At 32.9% G+C, this 23,457-nt stretch carries 14 protein-coding genes, 2 tRNA genes and 3 rRNA genes; 8 read left to right on the top strand and 11 right to left on the bottom strand.

Going from position 1 to position 23,457, the window contains the following annotated elements; all coding sequences use genetic code 11:
• The first annotated feature begins 52 nt into the window (after positions 1-52).
• Positions 53-445 (top strand): hypothetical protein, encoded by a 393-nt coding sequence (locus AC2I98_RS04965; protein ID WP_486413525.1) that lies wholly within the window; start codon positions 53-55, stop codon positions 443-445.
• Between the two features lie 417 nt (positions 446-862).
• Here AC2I98_RS04965 and rrf read toward each other — a convergent pair.
• From rrf to AC2I98_RS04990, 5 genes are all read right to left on the bottom strand, one after another.
• A 5S ribosomal RNA gene (gene rrf, locus AC2I98_RS04970) occupies positions 863-971 on the bottom strand.
• A 189-nt stretch (positions 972-1,160) separates the two neighbouring features.
• Positions 1,161-3,947: ribosomal RNA gene (locus AC2I98_RS04975) — 23S ribosomal RNA — on the bottom strand.
• Between the two features lie 231 nt (positions 3,948-4,178).
• A tRNA-Ala gene (locus AC2I98_RS04980) sits at positions 4,179-4,252 on the bottom strand.
• 16 nt (positions 4,253-4,268) lie between these two features.
• Positions 4,269-4,342 (bottom strand) — tRNA-Ile (locus AC2I98_RS04985).
• Between the two features lie 107 nt (positions 4,343-4,449).
• Positions 4,450-5,968, bottom strand: a 16S ribosomal RNA gene (locus AC2I98_RS04990).
• Together the 16S, 23S and 5S rRNA genes with 2 tRNA genes alongside form the textbook arrangement of a ribosomal RNA operon.
• Before the next feature lie 1,061 nt (positions 5,969-7,029).
• On the opposite strand from AC2I98_RS04990, the gene AC2I98_RS04995 reads away from it, so the two are divergent.
• The 7 genes from AC2I98_RS04995 to AC2I98_RS05025 all read left to right on the top strand — a co-directional run bounded on the left by AC2I98_RS04995 (position 7,030) and on the right by AC2I98_RS05025 (position 13,018).
• Positions 7,030-7,602: a phage tail protein gene (locus tag AC2I98_RS04995; protein ID WP_486413526.1), complete on the top strand. Its 573-nt coding sequence runs from the start codon at positions 7,030-7,032 to the stop codon at positions 7,600-7,602.
• Positions 7,603-7,605: 3 nt separating this feature from the next.
• On the top strand, positions 7,606-8,193 hold the full coding sequence (locus AC2I98_RS05000; protein WP_486413527.1) for a phage tail protein: 588 nt from the start codon (positions 7,606-7,608) through the stop codon (positions 8,191-8,193).
• 5 nt (positions 8,194-8,198) lie between these two features.
• On the top strand, positions 8,199-8,783 hold the full coding sequence (locus AC2I98_RS05005; protein WP_486413528.1) for a phage tail protein: 585 nt from the start codon (positions 8,199-8,201) through the stop codon (positions 8,781-8,783).
• A gap of 13 nt (positions 8,784-8,796) precedes the next feature.
• Entirely contained in the window at positions 8,797-9,711 is a 915-nt protein-coding gene (locus AC2I98_RS05010; RefSeq protein WP_486413529.1) for a bifunctional UDP-sugar hydrolase/5'-nucleotidase, read from the top strand.
• Between the two features lie 11 nt (positions 9,712-9,722).
• Positions 9,723-11,906 carry a hypothetical protein gene (locus AC2I98_RS05015; protein WP_486413530.1) on the top strand — a complete coding sequence of 728 codons (2,184 nt, stop codon included), beginning with the start codon at positions 9,723-9,725 and terminating at the stop codon, positions 11,904-11,906.
• A gap of 6 nt (positions 11,907-11,912) precedes the next feature.
• Complete coding sequence (locus AC2I98_RS05020) at positions 11,913-12,176, top strand: hypothetical protein (RefSeq protein ID WP_486413531.1); 264 nt, start codon at positions 11,913-11,915, stop codon at positions 12,174-12,176.
• A 659-nt stretch (positions 12,177-12,835) separates the two neighbouring features.
• The gene (locus AC2I98_RS05025; protein WP_486413532.1) at positions 12,836-13,018 is read left to right on the top strand and encodes a hypothetical protein; all 183 of its coding nucleotides are present in this window, start codon (positions 12,836-12,838) and stop codon (positions 13,016-13,018) included.
• 75 nt (positions 13,019-13,093) lie between these two features.
• On the opposite strand, the gene AC2I98_RS05030 is transcribed toward AC2I98_RS05025, so the two are convergent.
• The 6 genes from AC2I98_RS05030 to AC2I98_RS05055 form a co-directional block, all read right to left on the bottom strand.
• Positions 13,094-13,654, bottom strand: a complete 561-nt coding sequence (locus AC2I98_RS05030; protein ID WP_486413533.1) for a hypothetical protein — start codon at positions 13,652-13,654, stop codon at positions 13,094-13,096.
• Positions 13,655-13,658: 4 nt separating this feature from the next.
• A complete protein-coding gene (locus AC2I98_RS05035) occupies positions 13,659-17,234 on the bottom strand; it encodes a DUF6443 domain-containing protein (protein WP_486413534.1) in 3,576 nt (1,191 codons plus the stop codon).
• Positions 17,235-17,246: 12 nt separating this feature from the next.
• Positions 17,247-20,501 carry an RHS repeat domain-containing protein gene (locus AC2I98_RS05040; protein WP_486413535.1) on the bottom strand — a complete coding sequence of 1,085 codons (3,255 nt, stop codon included), beginning with the start codon at positions 20,499-20,501 and terminating at the stop codon, positions 17,247-17,249.
• 3 nt (positions 20,502-20,504) lie between these two features.
• Positions 20,505-21,428, bottom strand: a complete 924-nt coding sequence (locus AC2I98_RS05045; protein WP_486413536.1) for a T9SS type A sorting domain-containing protein — start codon at positions 21,426-21,428, stop codon at positions 20,505-20,507.
• Positions 21,429-21,482: 54 nt separating this feature from the next.
• Positions 21,483-22,016, bottom strand: a complete 534-nt coding sequence (locus tag AC2I98_RS05050) for a hypothetical protein (protein WP_486413537.1) — start codon at positions 22,014-22,016, stop codon at positions 21,483-21,485.
• Between the two features lie 513 nt (positions 22,017-22,529).
• Positions 22,530-23,027, bottom strand: coding sequence for a helix-turn-helix transcriptional regulator (locus AC2I98_RS05055; protein WP_486413538.1), 498 nt, complete (start codon positions 23,025-23,027; stop codon positions 22,530-22,532).
• Positions 23,028-23,457 lie beyond the last annotated feature (430 nt).

Consider the following 23,457-nt stretch of genomic DNA (forward strand, 5'->3'; position numbering starts at 1 on the left):
CTGTTGGGCTTTTTTTGTACATTTTAAATATATTTAGCAACAATTATTTAATATGAATAAATATTTTTTAAAGAATCAATTTTTCTTAATCCTAATTCTTAGTGCTTTTTCTGGATATTTAAATTTAGAATACAACAGAGATAAAGAAATTATTATACAAAACAATGAAAAAGATATTACTATTAATGATAAAAATTGTGGAGCAAATGGAGCTAATTCTTTAGATTTTGTATATCATAAGAAAAAATATAACACCAAAATACTAGGAAAAAAATGTTTTAACCTAAACATTGGCGATAGCTATAAATTATATTATTCAGACAAAAATGATTTATTTTTAGATAAAGCATCTGTTGAGCATAGTAGAAAAGGTGTAATTGTATCACTAATTATTTTTCTTATATCGTTATTTCCATTCAAAATATTTACAAAAAATAATAATTAAATATAAACAATTTAGGCATTACCTCGCTTAGAACATCCTTAAATAATTAGAATAATAGGATACCGCTCGGTCGGGCTATCCGTTACAATCTTTTGTTTTGTTTAGATAACTATTATCAACTACAAAAGGATTTCCACTGCTATCCCTAACGCGAATTAAGCGTTAAGCGTTAAGCGTTAAGCGTTAAGCGTTAAGCGTTAAGCGTTAAGCGTTAAGCGTTAAGCGTTAAGCGTTAAGCGTTAAGCGTTAAGCAAAATTAAAATTTTGAAAGCACTTATACTTTTTCGTCATTTCGAGTGAAAATCTTTGATTTTTGTATCGAGAAATTAGATAAAAAATAGTTTCTACATAATACATTTAAATAATGTATAAACAAAAAAAAATCCTCAAGAAATAAATCTTGAGGATCTTAATAAAAACTGGCGACGACCTACTCTCCCGTAAGTAACAGTACCATCGGCGCAGGCAGGCTTAACTTCTCTGTTCGGAATGGGAAGAGGTGAGCCCTGCAGCTATAGTCACCCTAATATTTTTAAATAGGTATTAGTTCCTAGTATATCTTGACATTATTAGTTGTATACAATCTGGTATTACATGTTTTAATCCAAATAAGATTAACTAACCTTCTCTATGACGATTAAATCAATGTTAGTATTTAATCTTTATTAATATTTTGTTGATTTGAAATCAACTTATCTGATTCGTTCTACTTTTTAAGAAAAAGTCTATGGGTAATTAGTACTACTCGACTATGACATCACTGCCTTTACATCTATAGCCTATCAACGTTGTAGTCTACAACGACCCTTTAAAGAAGTCTAATCTTGCGGCGAGTTTCGCACTTATATGCTTTCAGTGCTTATCTCTTCCAAACGTAGCTACTCAGCGGTGCACCTGGCGGCACAACTGATACACCAGAGGTTTGTTCAACACGGTCCTCTCGTACTAGAGTCAACTCCGCTCAAACTTCTAACGATCACAACAGATAGAGACCGAACTGTCTCACGACGTTCTGAACCCAGCTCGCGTGCCACTTTAATGGGCGAACAGCCCAACCCTTGGGACCTTCTCCAGCCCCAGGATGTGACGAGCCGACATCGAGGTGCCGAACCTCCCCGTCGATGTGAGCTCTTGGGGGAGACTAGCCTGTTATCCCCGGAGTACCTTTTATCCTTTGAGCGATGGCCCTTCCATACGGAACCACCGGATCACTATGTCCTGCTTTCGCACCTGATCGACTTGTAGGTCTCACAGTCAAGCACCCTTATGCCATTACACTCTACGCACGGTTACCAAGCGTGCTGAGGGTACCTTTGAAAGCCTCCGTTACTCTTTTGGAGGCGACCACCCCAGTCAAACTACCCACCATGCACTGTCCTTCCAAATGGAAGTTAGGCTCCAAGTAAATAAAGGGTGGTATTTCAACAATGACTCCACAATACCTAGCGATACTGCTTCATAGTCTCCCACCTATCCTACACATTATTTACCCGAAGTCAATACAAAGCTATAGTAAAGGTTCACAGGGTCTTTTCGTCCCGTTGCGATTAACCGGCATCTTCACCGATACTACAATTTCACCGAGATCATGGTTGAGACAGTGCCCAGATCGTTACACCATTCGTGCAGGTCGGAACTTACCCGACAAGGAATTTCGCTACCTTAGGACCGTTATAGTTACGGCCGCCGTTTACTGGGGCTTCAGTCAAAACCTTCGAGTTACCTCTAAGCTCCTTCCTTAACCTTCCAGCACCGGGCAGGTGTCAGACCCTATACGTCATATTTCTATTTTGCAGAGTCCTGTGTTTTTGATAAACAGTCGCCTGGGCCTTTTTACTGAGGCTGACATTGCTGTCAGCGACCTTTCTCCCGAAGTTACAGGTCTATTTTGCCTAATTCCTTAACCATGAATCGCTCGAGCGCCTTAGGATACTCTCCTCGACCACCTGTGTCGGTTTACGGTACGGGCTGCACATCTCGCTATTTCTTGGAACAATGTTCAGAGGATTATCACTCCAGCCGAAACCTTCGTGTACTATCCCTACTTTACGTAGGTTCAACGTACTATTCCGTCAGTACGCACCTCCTACAATCATTCGTCACTTTTATTGAGTGCAGGTACGGGAATATTAACCCGTTTGCCATCCACTACCCCCAAAGGGTTCGTGTTAGGTCCCGACTAACCCTCAGCTGATTAGCATAGCTGAGGAAACCTTAGTCTTACGGCGAATAAGTTTCTCACTTATTTTATCGTTACTCATGCCTACATTTTCTTTTCTAAAAGCTCCACCACCCATTACCAGGTGACTTCTGCGCCGTTAGAATGCTCCCCTACCAGATGTACATAAGTACAAATCCATAGCTTCGGTAATATGCTTATGCCCGATTATTATCCATGCCGGATCGCTCGACTAGTGAGCTGTTACGCACTCGTTAAATGAATAGCTGCTTCCAAGCTAACATCCTAGCTGTCAATGCAATCCAACCGCGTTTTCTCAACTTAGCATATATTTGGGGACCTTAGCTGATGGTCTGGGTTCTTTCCCTCTCGGACATGGACCTTAGCACCCATGCCCTCACTGCCTAGAAACATATATTAGCATTCGGAGTTTGTCAGGAATTGGTAGGCGGTGAAGCCCCCGCATCCAATCAGTAGCTCTACCTCTAATATACTTAACTAAACGCTGCACCTAAATGCATTTCGGGGAGTACGAGCTATTTCCTAGTTTGATTGGCCTTTCACCCCTACCCACAGGTCATCCGAAGACTTTTCAACGTCAACCGGTTCGGTCCTCCACTTTGTGTTACCAAAGCTTCAACCTGCCCATGGGTAGATCACAAGGTTTCGCGTCTAATACTACTGACTTAAGCGCCCTATTCAGACTCGCTTTCGCTACGGCTCCGGACCTGAAGTCCTTAACCTTGCCAGCAACATTAACTCGTAGGCTCATTATGCAAAAGGCACGCCGTCACACTTACGTGCTCCGACCGCTTGTAGGCGTACGGTTTCAGGTTCTATTTCAACTCTCTATTCGAGATACTTTTCACCTTTCCTTCACAGTACTAGTTCACTATCGGTCTTTGAGGAGTATTTAGCCTTGGAAGATGGTCCTCCCATATTCGGACAGAATTTCTCGTGTTCCGCCTTACTCGTTATCAACTAGATAAAAATTTCATTTACGGGACTATCACCCTCTACGGTTAACCTTTCCAGGTTATTCTATTATCTTTATAAAGTCTTTAGGGCTAATCCGCGTTCGCTCGCCACTACTTACGGAATCTCAATTGATTTCTTTTCCTATTGGTACTTAGATGTTTCAGTTCCCAACGTTCGCTCTCTAATAAATTAGAGTGACATGTCTTCAACATGCCGGGTTGTCCCATTCGGAAATCTTCGGATATAATGTGTATGTGCCACTCCCCGAAGCTTATCGCAGCTTATCACGTCCTTCATCGCCTCTCAAAGCCTAGGCATCCGCCGTACGCCCTTTGTAACTTTTTTCTCGATTTAACCGTCATATTATTGAGCGGTTATGTTAATCTTACTCGTTTTTTGATTAATTGTATACCTTTATAAAACTTTGATCTATTTCTAAATCTGTTTGTTTTTGATTGTATGCGATTATAAATAAATTTATAATCTGTTTCTAATAATGTCAATGAACTCTTCTGTTAATTCGGAAATATGATAATCTGCTAATTAGCTAATTAAATAATTCTCAAATTAAAATCGTGGAGAATATCGGAGTCGAACCGATGACCTCTTGCGTGCAAGGCAAGCGCTCTAGCCAGCTGAGCTAATCCCCCTCTTTATGTTATTTAGTAGTCTCAGGCAGACTCGAACTGCCGACCTCTACATTATCAGTGTAGCGCTCTAACCAGCTGAGCTATGAGACTCTTTAATACTCTTAAAGAGTGGTCTATATTTATATATACAGTACAGAATAAAAAGCCGAATCAAAATCAATCTTCTAACTAATAGAAGAAAATTCGTCGTTCTCTAAATATGAGATGTTCCAGCCGCACCTTCCGGTACGGCTACCTTGTTACGACTTAGCCCTAGTTACCAGTTTTACCCTAGGCAGCTCCTATTACGGTCACCGACTTCAGGTACCCCCAGCTTCCATGGCTTGACGGGCGGTGTGTACAAGGCCCGGGAACGTATTCACCGCATCATGGCTGATATGCGATTACTAGCGATTCCAGCTTCATAGAGTCGAGTTGCAGACTCCAATCCGAACTGAGATAAGTTTTAGAGATTCGCATCTTGTTGCCAAGTAGCTGCCCTCTGTACTTACCATTGTAGCACGTGTGTAGCCCAAGACGTAAGGGCCGTGATGACTTGACGTCGTCCCCACCTTCCTCGCGGTTTGCACCGGCAGTCTCATTAGAGTCCCCGTCTTTAAACGCTGGCAACTAATGATAGGGGTTGCGCTCGTTGCAGGACTTAACCTAACACCTCACGGCACGAGCTGACGACAGCCATGCAGCACCTTGCATTCTGTCCGAAGAAATTACTGTTTCCAATAACGTCATTATGCATTTAAGCCTTGGTAAGGTTCCTCGCGTATCATCGAATTAAACCACATGCTCCACCGCTTGTGCGGGCCCCCGTCAATTCCTTTGAGTTTCATTCTTGCGAACGTACTCCCCAGGTGGGATACTTATAACTTTCGCTTAGCCACTGAATCCGAAAACCCAACAGCAAGTATCCATCGTTTACGGCGTGGACTACCAGGGTATCTAATCCTGTTCGCTCCCCACGCTTTCGTCCATCAGCGTCAGTTAATGTTTAGTCACCTGCCTTCGCAATTGGTGTTCTGCGTAATATCTAAGCATTTCACCGCTACACTACACATTCCAGCAACTTCAACATTACTCAAGACTAACAGTATCAATGGCAGTTCTATCGTTAAGCGATAGGATTTCACCACTGACTGATTAATCCGCCTACGGACCCTTTAAACCCAATAAATCCGGATAACGCTTGCACCCTCCGTATTACCGCGGCTGCTGGCACGGAGTTAGCCGGTGCTTATTCTTCTGGTACCTTCAGCTACTCACACGTGAGTAGGTTTATCCCCAGATAAAAGTAGTTTACAACCCATAAGGCCGTCATCCTACACGCGGGATGGCTGGATCAGGCTTCCACCCATTGTCCAATATTCCTCACTGCTGCCTCCCGTAGGAGTCTGGTCCGTGTCTCAGTACCAGTGTGGGGGTTCACCCTCTCAGGCCCCCTAAAGATCATCGTCTTGGTGAGCCGTTACCTCACCAACTAACTAATCTTACGCATGCCTATCCTACTGCGATAAATCTTTCAAAAAATTATGATGCCATAATCTCTATTATAAAGTATTAATCCTCCTTTCGAAGGGCTATCCTTTTCAGTAGGGCAAGTTGCATACGCGTTACGCACCCGTGCGCCGGTCTCTAGTTCCCGAAAGAACTATACCCCTCGGCTTGCATGTGTTAAGCCTCCCGCTAGCGTTCATCCTGAGCCAGGATCAAACTCTCCATTGTAAATTATTTTTTTTAGTCTAAAAGACTTCTGTTTTTACAACTTCGAATTTCCTATAGCTCCATTATTCAAGGATTGACTTCGTTATTATTCGGCTATTATTTCTTCTGTATATATTATAATTTCAAATGAACTTCTCAGTTTCAAACTTACTTAAACATCGCTGTCGCAGTAAGCGGTTGCAAAGGTAAAACTTATTTCTTAACTACCAAATTTTATTTTAAATAATTTTAAAGTTTTTATTTCAATAAGTCAATTTACTTCTCATCGCAATCACTCTCGTTATTTGCGGTTGCAAAGGTAAAACTTATTTTTAAAACTAACAAAATTTATTTTTAAATATTTTTTGATCGTTTTCGTCTTACTATGTCAACTACAATACTACTCGTCTTTCGTATTTGGATTGCAAATATACAACCCATTTTTCCGAACTTCCAAACCAATTTTACAATTATTTTACATTTTAATCCTAACTGACTGTTATGACGTGAAATATTTTTTGAGAATTTTAGATTTGAAAAGCTAGATATTAGATTTTAGAATCGAAAAGCCCGTTTTTACAGCAAAAAATGATTAGATGTTTTACTTTTCTCCCAAAAAGAAAAGAAAAACGTCTACTTTATAGGTAACTACTCGGGAGAAATTTCGCAAAGCGGAATATATATATAATATAAGGATATCTAAAACTGTATTATTTTTCATCTGCATATAAAAGTATTACTATTCTATATTTAATGAATTAAATCTTCAGCTATTTCTATATTAAATAATATTGCATCTATTAAATAAAGAGCTATTATATAATTCAAGACACTTCACGTCTTATATTTTAAACCAGATTTTACACTGTGCTTTAGAAACATAAATATTTTTTTTCCAATTATTTATATTTTATTATTTCGGAATGTCTTCAAACAAATAATAATAGTAAAATTGTCCCTAATTTGTCCCCCTACTAAAAGTTGAACTTATTCTATAATTGAGTAATTTTATTACATATTTAAAAATTTTTATTCTACTCTTTTCTTCCTACAAAATGTGTTAATTCAAAACTTTTAATTATATGTACGAAGGAACAATTGGTGAAATTCGGATGTTTGCAGGTCAGTTTGCTCCTAAGAATTGGGCTTTCTGCCATGGACAAATTTTGTCTATTAATCAGAATCAGGCTTTATTTAGTGTACTGGGCGTAATGTATGGAGGAAATGGCATGACAACTTTTGCTTTACCGGATTTTAGAGGTCGAATTCCTGTAGGGTTTTCAAATGAAATTACTTTAGGGGAAATGGCAGGAGAAGAAGCACACACCTTAACTTCTACAGAAATACCTGCGCATATACATCTTGTAGAAATAAAAGGTAATCATTTTAAGGTAAGTACAGAGGATGCTACTCAAGCAAGGATTACATCAGGTTCTAGTTTGGCTGCACCTGTGGAATCAAAAGGTCGTATGAAGGTACCTACACAAGGTTTTGTACAGGCAGAACCAAATGTGGGGCTGAATGGCAATTCGGTTGATTTAGGAGATGTTACACTGCAACCGCAAGGAGGATATCAACGACATGAAAACCGTATGCCTTCTTTAGGGATGAATTATGTAATTTGTTTATTTGGAATCTATCCATCAAGAAATTAATTTATGGAACAAACAATAGGAGAAATTAGAATGTTTGCTGGGAATTTTGCCCCTTTGGGATGGATGCTTTGCCAGGGACAATTATTGTCTATAAGTAGAAATGAAGCGTTATACGCTATTATAGGAACGATTTATGGTGGAGATGGTATTTCTACTTTTGCTTTACCAAACCTTGCTAGCCGTGTACCAGTTGGAATGGGACAAGGACAGGGATTAAGTAATATTATATTAGGTAGTAAATTCGGCGAGGAAAATGTAACACTTACGACTACTCAATTACCTGCTCATACTCATGCAGTAGATAAGAATTCAGTACAAGTAACAAATGGAATGGCGAGTAATATGTCATCTACTGCGCACAAACCAACAAAAGGAAAAAGTTTTGGTGTTGCAACAAATAGAGGTGTTTCAACTTTAGGTTATAATCTTGAAGAGCCAACTACAGTTTTACATAGTAGTTCATTAAAAAATGAAGATTTAACGAAAACAACTTTACCAGTTGGAGGAAATCAACCTCATAACAATATGCAACCTTACATGGGGATTAATTTTATTATAGCAATACAAGGAATTTTTCCTTCACAAAATTAGAATTTATGGAAGAAGCTTATATAGGAGAAGTTAGATTATTTGCTGGGAATTTTGAACCAAGAAATTGGGCATTTTGCCATGGTCAATTACTAGCTATTCAACAAAATACCGCCTTATTTTCGATATTAGGAATAATGTATGGAGGAGATGGAACAACTACTTTTGGTCTACCAGATTTTAGGAATCATGTAGGGATAGGTGCTGGACAAGGTCCAGGACTATCGGAAAGAATGTTAGGAAAAAAAGCAGGGGAAAAAAATGTAACACTATTGACACATGAAATGCCATCTCATACACATGAAACTGTGATGACAGGGCAACCAAAATTAAAAGTAAGTTCGTCTCCAGCTACGTTAACTACGCCTACTGCTGGTGCATCAATTGCCCAACCCGGATTTTTAGTAAACGGGGCTTTTGCTCCGACAATGGGTACAAATTTAGAAGAACCTGCTGTAGAAATAAATGCGAATATAGACATGAAATTAAAAACACAGGTTTCAGGTGGATCAATTCCTCATAACAATATGCAACCCTATATTGGGATGAATTATGTGATTTGTTTATTTGGACTCTTTCCTCCTAGATACTAATTAAATAAAAAATATGGAAAGCAATAGACGTTCTTTTCTTAAACATACTGCTTCATTAATGGGAATGACAATTCTAAGTCCTTCATTAAATGGTTTGGCAAATGTTTCTAGAAATATAAATGATTTAATTGATACATCAAATCTAACAATTTATCAAAGTAATGATTTGAATTTATCAATTCATCCATCAATTTACAACAAGATAAGAAGTGAATTGAGTCAACAAACATCTAAAGGTTTGACAGTTGATGCAGGTAATTTATTCAATTTAGATAAGATAAATTTAGAAATGCTTCATTCAATTAATTCGGTTGGTTATCATGCAGTAGCATTAAGTCCAAATTATTTAAAAGCAGATATTCAAACATTTTTAAAATTAGCAAAATCATTCAATTTTCCTTTTGTTAATTGCAATTATTCATCAAATGAGGCTGGTTGGTCAGAATCTATTAAACAATATGTGATATTTAATACAAAGAATTTAAAAATTGGTATTACAAGTGTTGCACAAAATTATGTGAATTCTAAAATAATCGTAGAAAACCCTTACAAAGCTGCAAATAGCATTGCAAAAAAATTAAAATCTGAAAATAAATGCGATCTCGTGATTTGTTTATCACAATTAGGAATGGATAAAACAAAAATGAATAGTAAAGATTTGGCTATAGAGAGTAAAAATATTGATTTTGTTCTAAGTACTTCTGAAGGTCAAAAATTAAACTATCCATTGATTTTGAGAAATAAAAATGATCACGAAGTTATTCTGATGCAAGGCGGGTCTGGAGGTGAATTAATTTGTAAAAGTGTAATAGGTTATGATAATAATAAATATCGAAATCAGTTTCATCAAGAATTTATCATGCCTACAAAAAGTTTTGCCAGTAAAACTGATATTCATAAAACTGTAAAAAATCTTCAAAATGTTTAATATCTAATTTTATGAAAAAAACTTTACAACGATATAAACTAACTTTATTACTAATTCTTGGCTTTGTTTTTTCGTTTGCACAAAATTTACCTTATACTGAGAATTTTGAAAATGCAGACAATGGCAATTACTCTTTTACAAGTAATGGAAAACTATTTAAAATAGAAAGTCTTCCTGTATCAGATTATCCGCAAGGAACATTTCGTGTACAAGGAAATTATCCTGGAACGGGCTGGAATGGAACAATTGCAGATAATAAATACATTGATAATGATGGTGCTGCTACATTTGGAGTAAATCCAAGTTTTAAGCTTAAAAGTCAAGGATTTAATTTTACCTCTCAAAATTTTTATCTTTTTTTAGCTGATTATAATTTACAGCAATTTCCTTTGATTATGCCTGCACCAATTATGATAAATGGAAAAGAGAATGGGACAATTATTTTTACAGCACTTTACATCCCTTTAAATGCTCTAATGACGAATGGGTATATTCAAGTTAATTTGAAAAATATAAATGGAATAGATTATTCAAATTACGTAATCAATGAACTTGAAATTTCTACAAGTAATCCAACAAATTATGTTGGATTAGATGCATTTACATGGACTGAAGTCACACCGTCTTTACCAACAATTTGGGAAAATGGAGTTTGGAGCGATGGTGAACCAACAGCTAGTAAAGATGCTATTCTAAGAGAATCTTATATTTATAATTTGACAGCAAAATCGCTGACATTTGAAGCAAATGTAACTGTTCCTTCAGGAATTACCTATACTGTTACAAATAATGTAAACAACCCTTCGAGTCAAGTTGTTTTTGAACATGGAGCATATTTAATACAACAAAATGAAAATGCTATCAATGTAGGGAATATCAGTTTCAAACGTCAATCGAAACCAATTTATCGATTGGAAACGTTAGATTGGTCTTCTCCAGTTTTTGGACAAAATATATTTGCGCTATCTCCTAAGACGCTTCAAAATCGCTTCTATCGATATAATGAAACAACAAACAATTGGGATGCGACTATTAATACAAATGATATTTTTCAAAAAGGAGAATACATTGCGTTTAGAGCACCAAATAACTATAACAATTACGGAGAAGGTGTTTCAAAAATATTTGAAGGAACTTTTACAGGAATTCCAAATAATGGTTTTGTTTCAGTAATGTTTACAAAAAATAATGTTGGAAATAATGCAGTAGGTAATCCTTATCCATCTCCAATCGATTTGAAAAAAGTTATATCATACAATTCAGCAATGTTAACAATTTCGAAAGTTTTTGTTTGGACACATAAAAACCCTATTATAAATAGTGAATTTACAGGTGATAATTGGATTGTTTATAGTGATGAAATGGGATGGAGCGATCCTACAGTTACCTCAACAACAATAGGTGTTGGACAAGGTTTTATTGTACAAGCAGAAAGTAAAATAGTAACAACTCCACAATTACCAATGCAGTTTAATTTTAATAACAGTATGCGTGTTACGGGTAACGAATTAGTTTCATATAAAGCCATAGAAGATGATAAATTTTGGTTGAGTTTAAAACAACATAATGATATATTAAATTCAACTCTTATTGGATATAAAGAAGGTTCTACAAAACAATACGAAAGTACTTTTGATGCAGAACCTATGCAAGTCTACCCTGGTATTTATTCGATGATAGATCAAAAAGAAATGTCTATCCAAGGTAGAGGAAATCAGTTTGATTTAAACGATAGATTTAATCTTTCATTTAAAATCTTAACCGCTGGAAGTTATACGATATCGTTAACGAAAACAAATGGAATATTTACACAAGATCAATCCATTTATTTAATTGATAAAGAGTTACAAACATCTACTAATTTATCAAAAGGTGATTATAATTTCTTAAGTGACAAAGGTTATTTTAAAGATCGTTTTGAAATTGTATATAAAAATAATTCATTGAACACAAGTGATTTGAATGATACAAATAAACTAAATATCTATACTGAAAATCATACAGTTCATATCAAGTCGACTAAAAAATTGAAATCTATAAAAGTTTATAGTCTAGAAGGTAACTTAGTGAAGAACATATATTCTGTAAATACATTTGAAAAGCATTTTGATTTATCAAATAATACAAAAGTTTATATTGTTTGGGTTGAATATTATGATGGTTCAAATATTTCGAAAAAAATAATTATAAAATAATGCGAAATGAAAAAACAATTAAATAATATTTTAGTTGGAAGTTTATTCTTAATTCTTCCTTTTACTTACCTCCATGCAGATGATGGAAGGTCTGATGTTAGTTTTTTTAGTGAAAATAACGTTACAACTACCAATCCTGGCGGGCATGATTCTGGAGATGATCCTGTGGATGCGGCACCAATAGATTCTTATACTGTTATACTTTTATTAGTAGCTGGATGTGTTGGTTTTTATAAAAGAAATAATTTAGTAAAAATCGTTAAAAGATAATATAAGATCACTTTTTTGATGTACTGTATACTTATAAAAAGTATTTAACAGCAAAGTAATGGAGATGCCCCAAAAAGTTAAACACTTTATGGGGCACTTTTTATTGTCAGAAAAATAAAACATTCATTAAATCTATTATTATGCTGGAATATACATTCGACAAAACACCCTTTTCTCGAATCATTGTCGAAGAACACTCGAACAAACCCCAAAGAAATGCGTTACTTTATCCTTAAAAAAATAGACAATAGAATAAGAAGTATGCCTTAAAACCTCGCTTAAAAAGGCTTAAACGAGGTCCAATATATCGTATTTTTATTTAAAATGGAGTTGTGCAACAGTTACCGATTTTAACTTTAGATTATTTTTTCGATTCTATTTTAGATTTAACACGTTCAATAACTTCGTAAAATGATTCTTTATTTGAGACTTATACCTCAATTAGTTTATATTCGTTTACCTAATATTTTAGTGCTTTAGATTAGTCTTTTTTTATATCCTTCTTTATATTTCCCAAGTGCAAAATATGATTCTATTCCTAGTATAATCTTGAAATTGGAAAAAGCAATTATAATAAGCTGGAGAATGGACATCGTGAATTATCTGTAGAAGAACTTTTGAAGTTATCTAAACTTTTTAACCTTACAACAGACCAAATTTTGAATTATGAAAACATAATTCCTGAAGAAATTACGATTGAAAATAAACCCGATTTTGAAAAATTGCATTTGATAAACCAATTGGATGAAGAGGATAAATCGATGATTTTTAGAATGGTGGATAAAATGTTAACCACTAAAAAATTTAAGGATTTCTTTAATAAAAATGTAGCGACTTTATAAAATAACAAAAGGCAAACCTTGGTTTGCCTTTTACTTTATTGTGAATGTGGGGGTGGAATAATGTCGTTGGAATACTTATTTACCGTAATACCAATGTTGGTCTATTTTTTTACTATTAGATATTTTTTCTTTCCAATATTCATTTTTAATCTTTGAGATGTCATCAATATAAGCAATGTACTCTTCATTTTTAATGAAAAATATTATAGAATTACCAATTTCAATACTACTATAAATTTTATATATATCTAATTTTTGAAATTCATGGATAATTTTTGAAACATCATTTAAAGTAGAATAATAATCTTGATTTTTCTTTTCATTAATAGAAAGATTGTATTTAGAAATATCAAATGTTCTTTTTGCGTTTATTTTTAAGCAGATAGTATCTCCTATATTACAATCGTAATATTCGAAATTAGGTAAATGATATTTTTTTCCGTTAAATTCTTTTATAAAAGAAGAAACTCTTTTATTTCCATCCAATACATTTGACGTTTTAATGTATACACCTTCAAAAATTTTAAAATCAGAATTTTGGATTTGACCAAGTATTCTATTCTCATTATTATGATTGATCTCTTTACAATTGAAAAATGAAAGTAAACTGATTAACAATATTATTGCTTTCTTCATACTATTAATTTTTAATCCATTTAGTAGGGTCAAATACAGGTTTTTGCGCAGAATTCATACTTTTAGGAGGTTGGTTTGGATAGAAATATCCATTTCTGATAGCTCGTTGATCTTCAGGAGAATCATATATTCCAGTTGCTAAACCAGGATTTTGACTTTCACCATTTTTAAAATTATTTAAATGACCGCCAGCTGAAAGAGTTGGGTGACTAAAGCCAAGTCTTTTACCAGCTTGCCCCCATAAAAAATTACCATAATCATAATTATTATAAGCTATCCCATTTACTAAGTGTAAACCCACAGGACTGGTATTCATACCTCCATCTTTAAAATCTAATTGCCCATTACTTTTTCCAGATAGAATAGACTGTTCTCCTCTAGGTATACTTTCTCTTTCTATAAAAGTAATAGAATTTTCTTTTTCACTTCCCATTAAACCAAATTCCATTTCTAATTCAATATCTTCTTTAGTAATAAAAAGAACTTCTGTGATAGTACCATCTTCAATTGCTTTGGTATCATTTACAGGGTCATTAAAGTTATATTTACCTTCTACTTTTCCTGTTTTTGAATTTTCAATAACAAGTTTATCAGGTTGATTATTTCTATCTATTCGAACAAAATTTCCTTTTTCATTAAAGATATAATCATCAGGCGGAGTAGCCATCATTCCATCAGGGTCAATGAAGAAAACAGGATTATTAAGAGCATAAGTATAAGGAGAGAAGCGTCTTGATTTCTCCGCGAGTGGGTCTATGTTGAACCAACGACCAATCGCTGGGTCGTAGTTTCGTGCACCGTAGTCGTATAAGTTTAAGCTTAATTCCTCTTGCAGTTCTTTTCCGTTGTATTTGTACTTATAATTCGCTGAACCAGAATTTGAACCACCTGAAGCGGCTAAACCTATACCAATTTCAATTAAATCACTTTCTCTTACAATTTCCCTTGTAGCACTTCTTGTATACCCTTTATGCTGTAACCCAAATGGATAATAATGATCTTCGTTTACTGTTTTTAATGTATTATTTACTTCATCCCATGCATAACTTACACGTACATTTCCCAAATGATCGGTCATATTATACACATAATTATATGAAATAGTACCATCTACTATTGCATTTACATATCCTTCTGCTGTTGGGAAAAACTGTAATACTCCATCTTTGTACTGAAACCCGTCTAAATATTCGGTTATTGTTGTAGCAATAGTTCCTTCAACAGTACCAGCAGGTTGTGCTTTTACAATTTTCCTTAATTTAACGCCTGTTGCATCATAGTTATATTCTATACTTCCTGTTCCCTTCTTTACTAAGATAGGTAAATTTAAATGATTATACTTAATACTATCTGTAATTCCTTTGTTTAAATCTTTAATTAAATTTCCGCTAAGATCATATGCATAGTCATTTCCTGTTTTGTTAGCATCGTTAAAACCTAACGTTGTAGAAGAATCGGTTACTTTTTGTAATTTATTACTTTTTTCAGAATTTTCGTAGTTATAAACTAAATTATCAATCAATCGTGGAGTTGCCTGTTCGGTTTGTCCATAACGTTGTAAAGTTTTGATATTACCGTTTGTATCATACGTTAATTTCTCGTCGTAGGCTCCCGCAAAGTCTTTCGAAATATTAGAATAACTAGCTCCTGTCAAACGATTTAAACCATCATAATTGTAATCATACGAGTGTAGAAAAGTATTATCTTGGCTCGTCCAAAACGTTTGAGAAATATTTCCGTTGAATAATTCTTGCGTATTGTGACTTGCTTTGGTTTGATCTTTTGTATTATAATTGATTTTATACGCAAATAGATCTGTTCCTAAATTGGTGATATCATTTATTTGTGTTAACCAACCTCTGATGTTGTAGGTATAATCTACAGTTTGATATGGAGAAGATGTTGTGTTTCCTACTTTTTTAGAGGTTAATTGACCAATGTTATTATAATTATTTTGGGTTAATACTTCTACTTTTCCATTGTTTATTTGATGGGTATGTTTCGTTAAACGTTCGAATTTGTCATACGTAAAACCTTCAGTTATTTTGATTGAAGTACTTGTGTCTGAACGTTTGTGTGTCGTGACAACTTGTTTTGCTTGTCCTCTAAAGTTCAATTCGCTTTCTACAATCGTTGAACCACCTAAATAATTAATCTTATGATTTTTAATTGGGCGTAAATAATCACTGTCATAAAAAGTATAGTTATATTCAAAGTTCCACTGGTTATTTTCCCATGTTCCTAAACTACGTGTCATTGTAATGGTTGGTAAACCTTTTAACTGATTACTTGTTGCAATGGTTTGGGTTGGAATTAAAACTGTTCCTGTTGTTGGAACATCTTTTCCCATATTAGGATAATCATCATAGTAATTAACCGTTAAGACATGGTTATTGTATCCAAATCCAAACTGATTGTAATAAATTGTAATTCCATCTTGTTGATACCCTGTTGCATCTCGACTAACATTGTTATCGCCTAAATGATCATCAATCGTTCCTTGTACATCTGCTCTTGTTCGACCTGCTGTCTCCCATGTTTTCCCTGTAATGGCTACACGTCCAAATTTATCGTATTTGGTAAAAATCCAATAGTTTTCTTTGCGCATGTTTTCATCTTGTACACCAACCAATCGATTTTGTTTATCATACACCATATATTCCCAAGCTTTACCAGGAAGCTTCTTTTCAATTAATCTGTTTTTATCGTCATAGCGGTATTGATAAGCCAATTCTGATAATAAATCTGATGTATAAGAGGAAATAACACTACTATTCTGTGTAATCTCTATCAAACGAGGTGGTAAAACACAAGCTAAATTTCCGTAAACATCGTAAACGTAGTATGTATTAAACTCTTTCCCATCAGCTTGAATACGTTTCAAAACAACTCGACCTTCTTTGTCTTTGAATTCGATAATTGGCTGTCCATTCTCATCAGTTGTTATGGTTTTATACAACATTCCATTCTGATACGAATCTATAAGTGTTAACGAAATATTATCTCCAGAATTGGTTAATGCTTGATTAATACCAAACATCAAGACATTATCATTAATATTGGTTTGGTAATCGAATTTTATAGCACGATTGGTGTTTACATCCCAAGTAACTCCAGGAGCGCCTTGTTTCTCAACCCGATTAAGAGGTGAGTTTTCGTATTTTTTTTGACTATACACCTGAGCTTCTGGATAATCGGAATAAGCAATTGAACCAGGAAAATCTATTCCACTTACCGTTCCAGGTAAGTATTCTCGATCTATTCGTCCAAAACCATCGTACGTTACTTGGGTTGCTAGGTCTAATATTTGCTGTGCTCCAGGATTACCAATTGCAAAAGTAGATCTACTTAATTTTTTAGGACTAACAATGCTAACTTTTTCGCGACCTAAACCATCAAAATAAGTGATTTTTTCGATCCTATCCTTCTTTGTAATATTACTTTTAGTTGTATCTGTTGTAGATTCAGTTAGTTCACTGGTTAAAATATAATTTTCAGTCTTTGTCTGCGCTTGTACAATTGAATTTATCCCTAAAACAAAGAATGAACTCAGTATTATTTTTTCATAAAAGTGTTTCATAGTGTATTAGGTTTAAGGTTGCTTGTAATTGTATTCAAACGTTTTTAAAACTTCTCCTTTTTCATTAACGATAGATTGTAAACGACCTGAAGCATCATAATTGTAAGTCTCTGTTTGTCCATTTGGAGCTGTGATACTCGTTACGCCAACTAGAGGTTTATAAACATAAGTTGTAATCATAGCCTCTGAAATAAGAGCTCTTAAAGTATTCTGTTCAGCTGTTGTTAAAGTTCCATTTTGAATTTTTGTTAGATAACCAGATAATTTTGTTTCTGCATTAGTCAATGTAGAACCTTCTATTTTAGCAACAGGATATTGTCCCCCATAACCCCAAATAATTGATACTGGAATTCCGTTCTCTAGCGTATATTGGGTTAGATTGCCTTTATCGTCATAACTGTTATAAGTGATTTTACGGTCGGATGAAACAACATCTGTAGGCATTGCTCCTCTTTTTTGATTAACAAATTCTGGTAAAATTAAAGTACCATTTGTTCCAGGGAAAAACTTATACAACGTTCGTTGTTCAGATAAAACAGTAGAGCCATTTTTAGATTTTGTAATGATAGGATTAGCAATCATATTACGCTCGACCATTTCTTGCATTATCGCACTTTGTTCGTATCCACTTACCAAATCGGGTGGATATTGATATTCTGTCGTTAGGGTTTCGCCTTTGCTGTTGGTTGTATTAGATGATTTTATATAAAATGGTTTTTGTAAATCGCTTGAATAATTATTAAAAGTTATATTTTCTATAAATTTAAAATTATCAAAGTATTTTTTATTTGTAATTTTTACATTTTCTATTGAAGATGAATTAATCCAATACATTTTTCGGTCTATATAAAATTCTTTATCATGACCAGGAGAGGGAGTATACATTACATCTCTAGAAATTATGTTTAAATGAACCCCAAACGAATTTGCTGGTTTAGGAGAAGTCATATTTATATAAAAGTTTGACGAACTATTTCTTATGTCATTAAAATTATATTCATAAATAAATTCTTCTAACAAAGTAGAGTTTTCTGATCTTATTTTTTTATTTTCTAAGAGTCCTGTTTTCCAATCATCGTAATCCCTATTAATAAGAGAAAACATTGTAGATAAATTATACCTATTAGGTGATTTAAATTCATATTCAATACTACCTCCATTAGTATATTCAATAACATAAGGATAAAAAACACCTTTTGAAGAACCATAGCTAGTTATTGATTGATTACTATTATGAATAGTAAGAATATCACTCACTTCATATTTTGGCGTTGTACTTCCATTTTGCGGAACAAATATATGAGACGTGTTTAAGTATGTAATAGGCTTATCTAAATAAGCATAGGGTTTAAAAATATTATTTTCATATTTTCCATATTTGTATTCTTTTTTATTTACTAAATTAGAATTATGATCATAATCAGATATACTCTTAATTCTAAGGCTAGGATAACTAGGAATAGTATTTAGATATATAGGGTATTTATAATTTAAATTTAATGTTATAGAACAACGACATGGGTCTGTGAAGTTATTTATTTTATTTAAATTAGCAGAGTATAAGGAAATTATATTCTCAAAAACATTTCCTTCACTTGGAGGTCCATCAAAATGAATATTGTTTAAATTGCCAAAACACATTGTTTCTTGTATCGTATTTGGCTCTGTATTATTATTACAAGTATTACTAAATGTATATTTTAAATATGGAGAAGCGTCTTTTTCTTCTTTTGAAATATTAAATACATCTTCATCTGTGAAATTAAATACTCCTGAAATAGAGTTATCATTTTCTAAAGCCTTTAATGTATAAGATTTGAAAGTTTTATTTCCATAGACTCCTGAAAATGTTTTTATTTCTTCTCCTATAGGACGGTCATATTCAAAAACTTTATAACCTTTTGTTGGATAAACAATTCTAGTAAGACTTCCTATTTTAGTATATGTAAAGTTAGGGTTTCTATCTCTTTTGTCATTAATTCTATCAAAATCTTCTTGTATATAATCTATACCATAATTTATACTAGAAGGTATATTTGAGTTCCCTATATTGTATAAACTATTTACATATCCCCAGTGATCATCATTAAAAGAATTTCTTCTTGGAAGTTTAAATTCTTCATTGTATTCAAAAGAATAATATGTATCGTCTAAATTATTATAAATATTAATAAGTTTTAAACGATAATCATTTGGTGTTTTTGGGTTATTATCGTTGGAAAAATAACTATAATTTAGAGTATATTCTTTGATGATTTTTGATTGTTTATTTTTAACAATTATTTTTCTTAAAGCAATACTCTGTCCGTTAATATCATTTCTATAAGGTTTATTATTAATAAATAAATCTGTTGATTCATCAGAGTATTTAAAATAAACCTCTTCATTGTCAGTTTCTATTTTAGAAACCAATTGTTCACTATTAGAGTTTTCTTTTTCTTCTCTTTCATAAGGAATAAGAAGTTGTTGTGAATTATTTGATGGTTGTATTTGACGTAAATGAGCTTTTTCATAAATTGAAGTATCTCCATAGCCAAAAAATTTATCATAATAAAATTTTACTTTTTTATTGTTTTGTGTGGTAATTTCATCTATTTTAAACAGGGTTGAATTCACTTCTACAGGAGTAGAAATATTTGTTACAAAATTTTTACTACTCAATAAATACTTATTTCCATACGAATCAGTGATACTAATAGATTTATTGGAGGTAAACTTTATTGAATCATTATTATAAGGGATAGGAATACCTCTATTTTCATCCTTTATAAATGATCCCGAGGATGTAGGTATATTATATGAAAATAAATCTGGCTGTGTATCATATTGCCCATTTTCTATTTCTCCAATTTTTACTCTAAATTCATCATTAGCAATAGTTCCAATAATAAATCCGTTGAGCTGATCATAATCTCTAATATCTTTTGAATAAAGCTGTTCTTTTAAGTCATTCAAACCCTTAATGTCCTGATTAATATATCCAGGTATATTTAATGACCACCCTAATCCAACACTACTAGCAATTTCATTTAATTTTATTCCTGATGTATTATAAGAGAGACTAATAGGTATGCTTACACCATCTATATTTATTATATGAAAAGGTATTGAAATATTAGCTTGTCCTCTAAAATAATCCATTTCTAAATCAGAAACTTTAGATAAAGAATATGCATCAGGAGTTGTCGGTAAAGGGATAATATTGTCCACTTGCCCAAAAGTCTTACTAAAAGCTAATAAAGCAAGTAGCACTATATTTTTCTTCATAAGTTACTTTTTAATAATTTTGATAGATTCAGTTTGGTTGTCGTAGCTGATTTTAAGGATATATATTCCACCAGGATAATTTCCTAAAGAAATTGGAGTTGAGCGATATTTAACTTCTTTAGATTGGAGATGTTGACCTGTTAAATTATAGACATCTACACTTGCTTTTTCGAAATCTTTGTTGATTAAAACATTTACAAAATCAGAAGTTGGATTTGGGTAAGCTTCTATATAGGTACGTTTTTCTGTAGAAGATTTATCACCTAATTTCACCAAATAGAAATCATCTTGCCCTTTTGCTTCGCTAGCATTTGTCGAATTACCTAACAACAAAAACGAACTGTCTCGCATCGGAATTATTTTTTCTAAATAGCTGAAACTATTCGACTTTCCGATTTCTTTTTTCCAATTTTCTTTTAAATTTTGATTGAAATGAAAAGCCAAATATTTACTTTCTAATTCATTTTGATTATTTGTGCTCTTATGTTTATAACCAATTGTATTTGCTGTAATGAGATAATCATTCCCCAATGGAAAAACCGAATTTAACTGAATAGATTTATTAAATTCTTGTTTTTTCTCGTTGCTGAAATTTAATTCTTCATCAAGTTGAATAATTTTCAATTCATTCTTTTGAGGATAACTAAGAGCTAATGTAATATTGTTTTCTTCAGATGTAAGCGCAAGTAGCGTAGATTGAAGATCATTTTCCATTGTTCTTTCACGAATGATTTCACCTTTTTTATTTAGTTCAACCAACCAAACACTACTTAAATAATGACTATCTTGAGATTTTAATTCATTTATTTTTGAATTTGAAGTTCCTCCAATTAAATAACCATTCTTTGTTTCAACTATTGATTTTAAGGATTCTTCTTGTTCTCCACCAATTGTTTTTTCCCAAGAAATAATTCCTTTTTCATCCAATTTAATCAACCAAAAATCATTGGAACCAAAATTATTTTGAGCTTTTATATTTGATTATGGAGAGTCTGAATTTGCACCTATCAAATAACCATTATCAGCCGTTCTGATCACTGTTACCGCTTCATCATTTCCTAAGCCACCAATAGTTTTTTGCCATTGGACAGTTCCTGTTGGATCTAATTTTATAATCCAAAGATCCATCATTCCAATAGATTTTTCGGTTTTATCTCCAGACTTAGAAGAATTTGAAGAGCCTACTAATAGAAAGCCACCATCTGAAGTTGATATTGCTGACTTCAATAAATCATCACCATCACCACCGAATGAATTTTGCCATTCTTGTTTACCATCTTCATTCATTTTCAAAAGAAAATAATCTAAACCACCTTGATTTTGTTTGGTTTTATTTCCAGAAACATCCGAATCAGAGCTGCCTAAAATCAAAAAACCATAATCGGGTGTTGAAATGGCATTGTATAAGTATTCTGCATTTTCTCCTCCAATAGTTTTTTCCCACATAATATCCTGCTGAGCAGAAATAGTAAGCATAGGAAATAAGGAGAAAACTGAAAGTAGAATTTTTCTCATATACATCAGTGTTAATTAATAATTAAATATACTATTTTTAATATAAACAATTGATATATAAATTAAAATAATATATTAATCTCTTTTAATTATACTAAAAAAATAAGAAAGAAAGCAAAGAATAACACCTTAATACAAATACATTTTTTCACTTACTTTCTTCGACAAAGCTTTGAAACTTGTTCAATTGTTATTCGAAAAATATCCTTTTTCTCGAGCCATTGTCGAAGGACACTCGAACAAACCCCGAATAAATAGGTTATTTTGTCCTTCAAAAAAATAGACTACAAAATAAGAGGTACACCTTGTTGTGTAAAATGTTTTTTTTTAGAATATGTAATAATGTAAATTAATGTTTTATAAATAGTAATAGATACTTTTACTTTACAACATTATTATCTATTACATTATTAGTGAGAGTAAAAAGAGATTGATTTACTAAAAATAGTAAATCAGAAATTGCAGAATAATAGAGAGAAGTTGAATAAAAATTCTCCAATTGAAGCATTTTTTTTATTTCTTAAATTTTGTATAAATAGCCTTTCTTCCTGTTGTTTCTTCTGAACTTACTAGATCATCATTTTTTAAATTCCTCATAACACCAGCGATAGCAACAGAGGTAATATCTTTTGGGACTAATTTTAATCGGACCAGCTCTTCTTTTATTTCAGCAACTATTTTACCTTCATTAAGAAAGTTAGTATTCACTATATGCTCCCTAATTTTTGATGTTAATTTTAAAGATTCTATTCTATCTTTAGGTAATTCATTTAAAGGGATAAGGGGAATATTTAGATCTACTAATGTTTCTAGTGGATATTGAACTGCTTTCGCATATTCTACGTAATAATCAATAATTTTTGCTTCACCTTTTTCTATTTTTATTATAGTACTACGTGATATTTCAGTCATATAAACTATATCATCTATTGTATATAGTTTTTCTATTCTCAAACTTTTTAATTTATTTCCAAGATTAATTCTGTAAAGAGACGTCTTATTAACTTCCATAAGTCATTTATTAATGTTTTATAGTTTTATTTATAAAATAAATTTGCATTTAAAAAAATAAAGATTATATTTGTTGTAGCGAATTGATAATTAGTCTATAAAGACAAATTAAAACGATGTAATCTCGACCTAAAACGACCAATTTTACTATCGAGAGTATCGTGGAATCGCTCCATGTCTAAAAAGTTTTGTACTTTCGTATAAGGCATGAGGGTGGTTCTCACGTTAACTTTAGGTAGTAGCTTTATTATCGTTAGATTATAAAGAAGGGTTTGGTCGCCCATGGTCTAAAGTGTGAGACTGCTCCTTGCTTTTTTTGTAAGTATTTCTTCATACACGAGAAACATCGTTCTATAAAACCCAACACAAAATGAGAACGAAACAATTTCCATTCATCCGTAAAAAACCTCCAGACAAAGACTGTTCATTT

Source organism: Empedobacter sp. EJD.6dd (assembly GCF_057369435.1).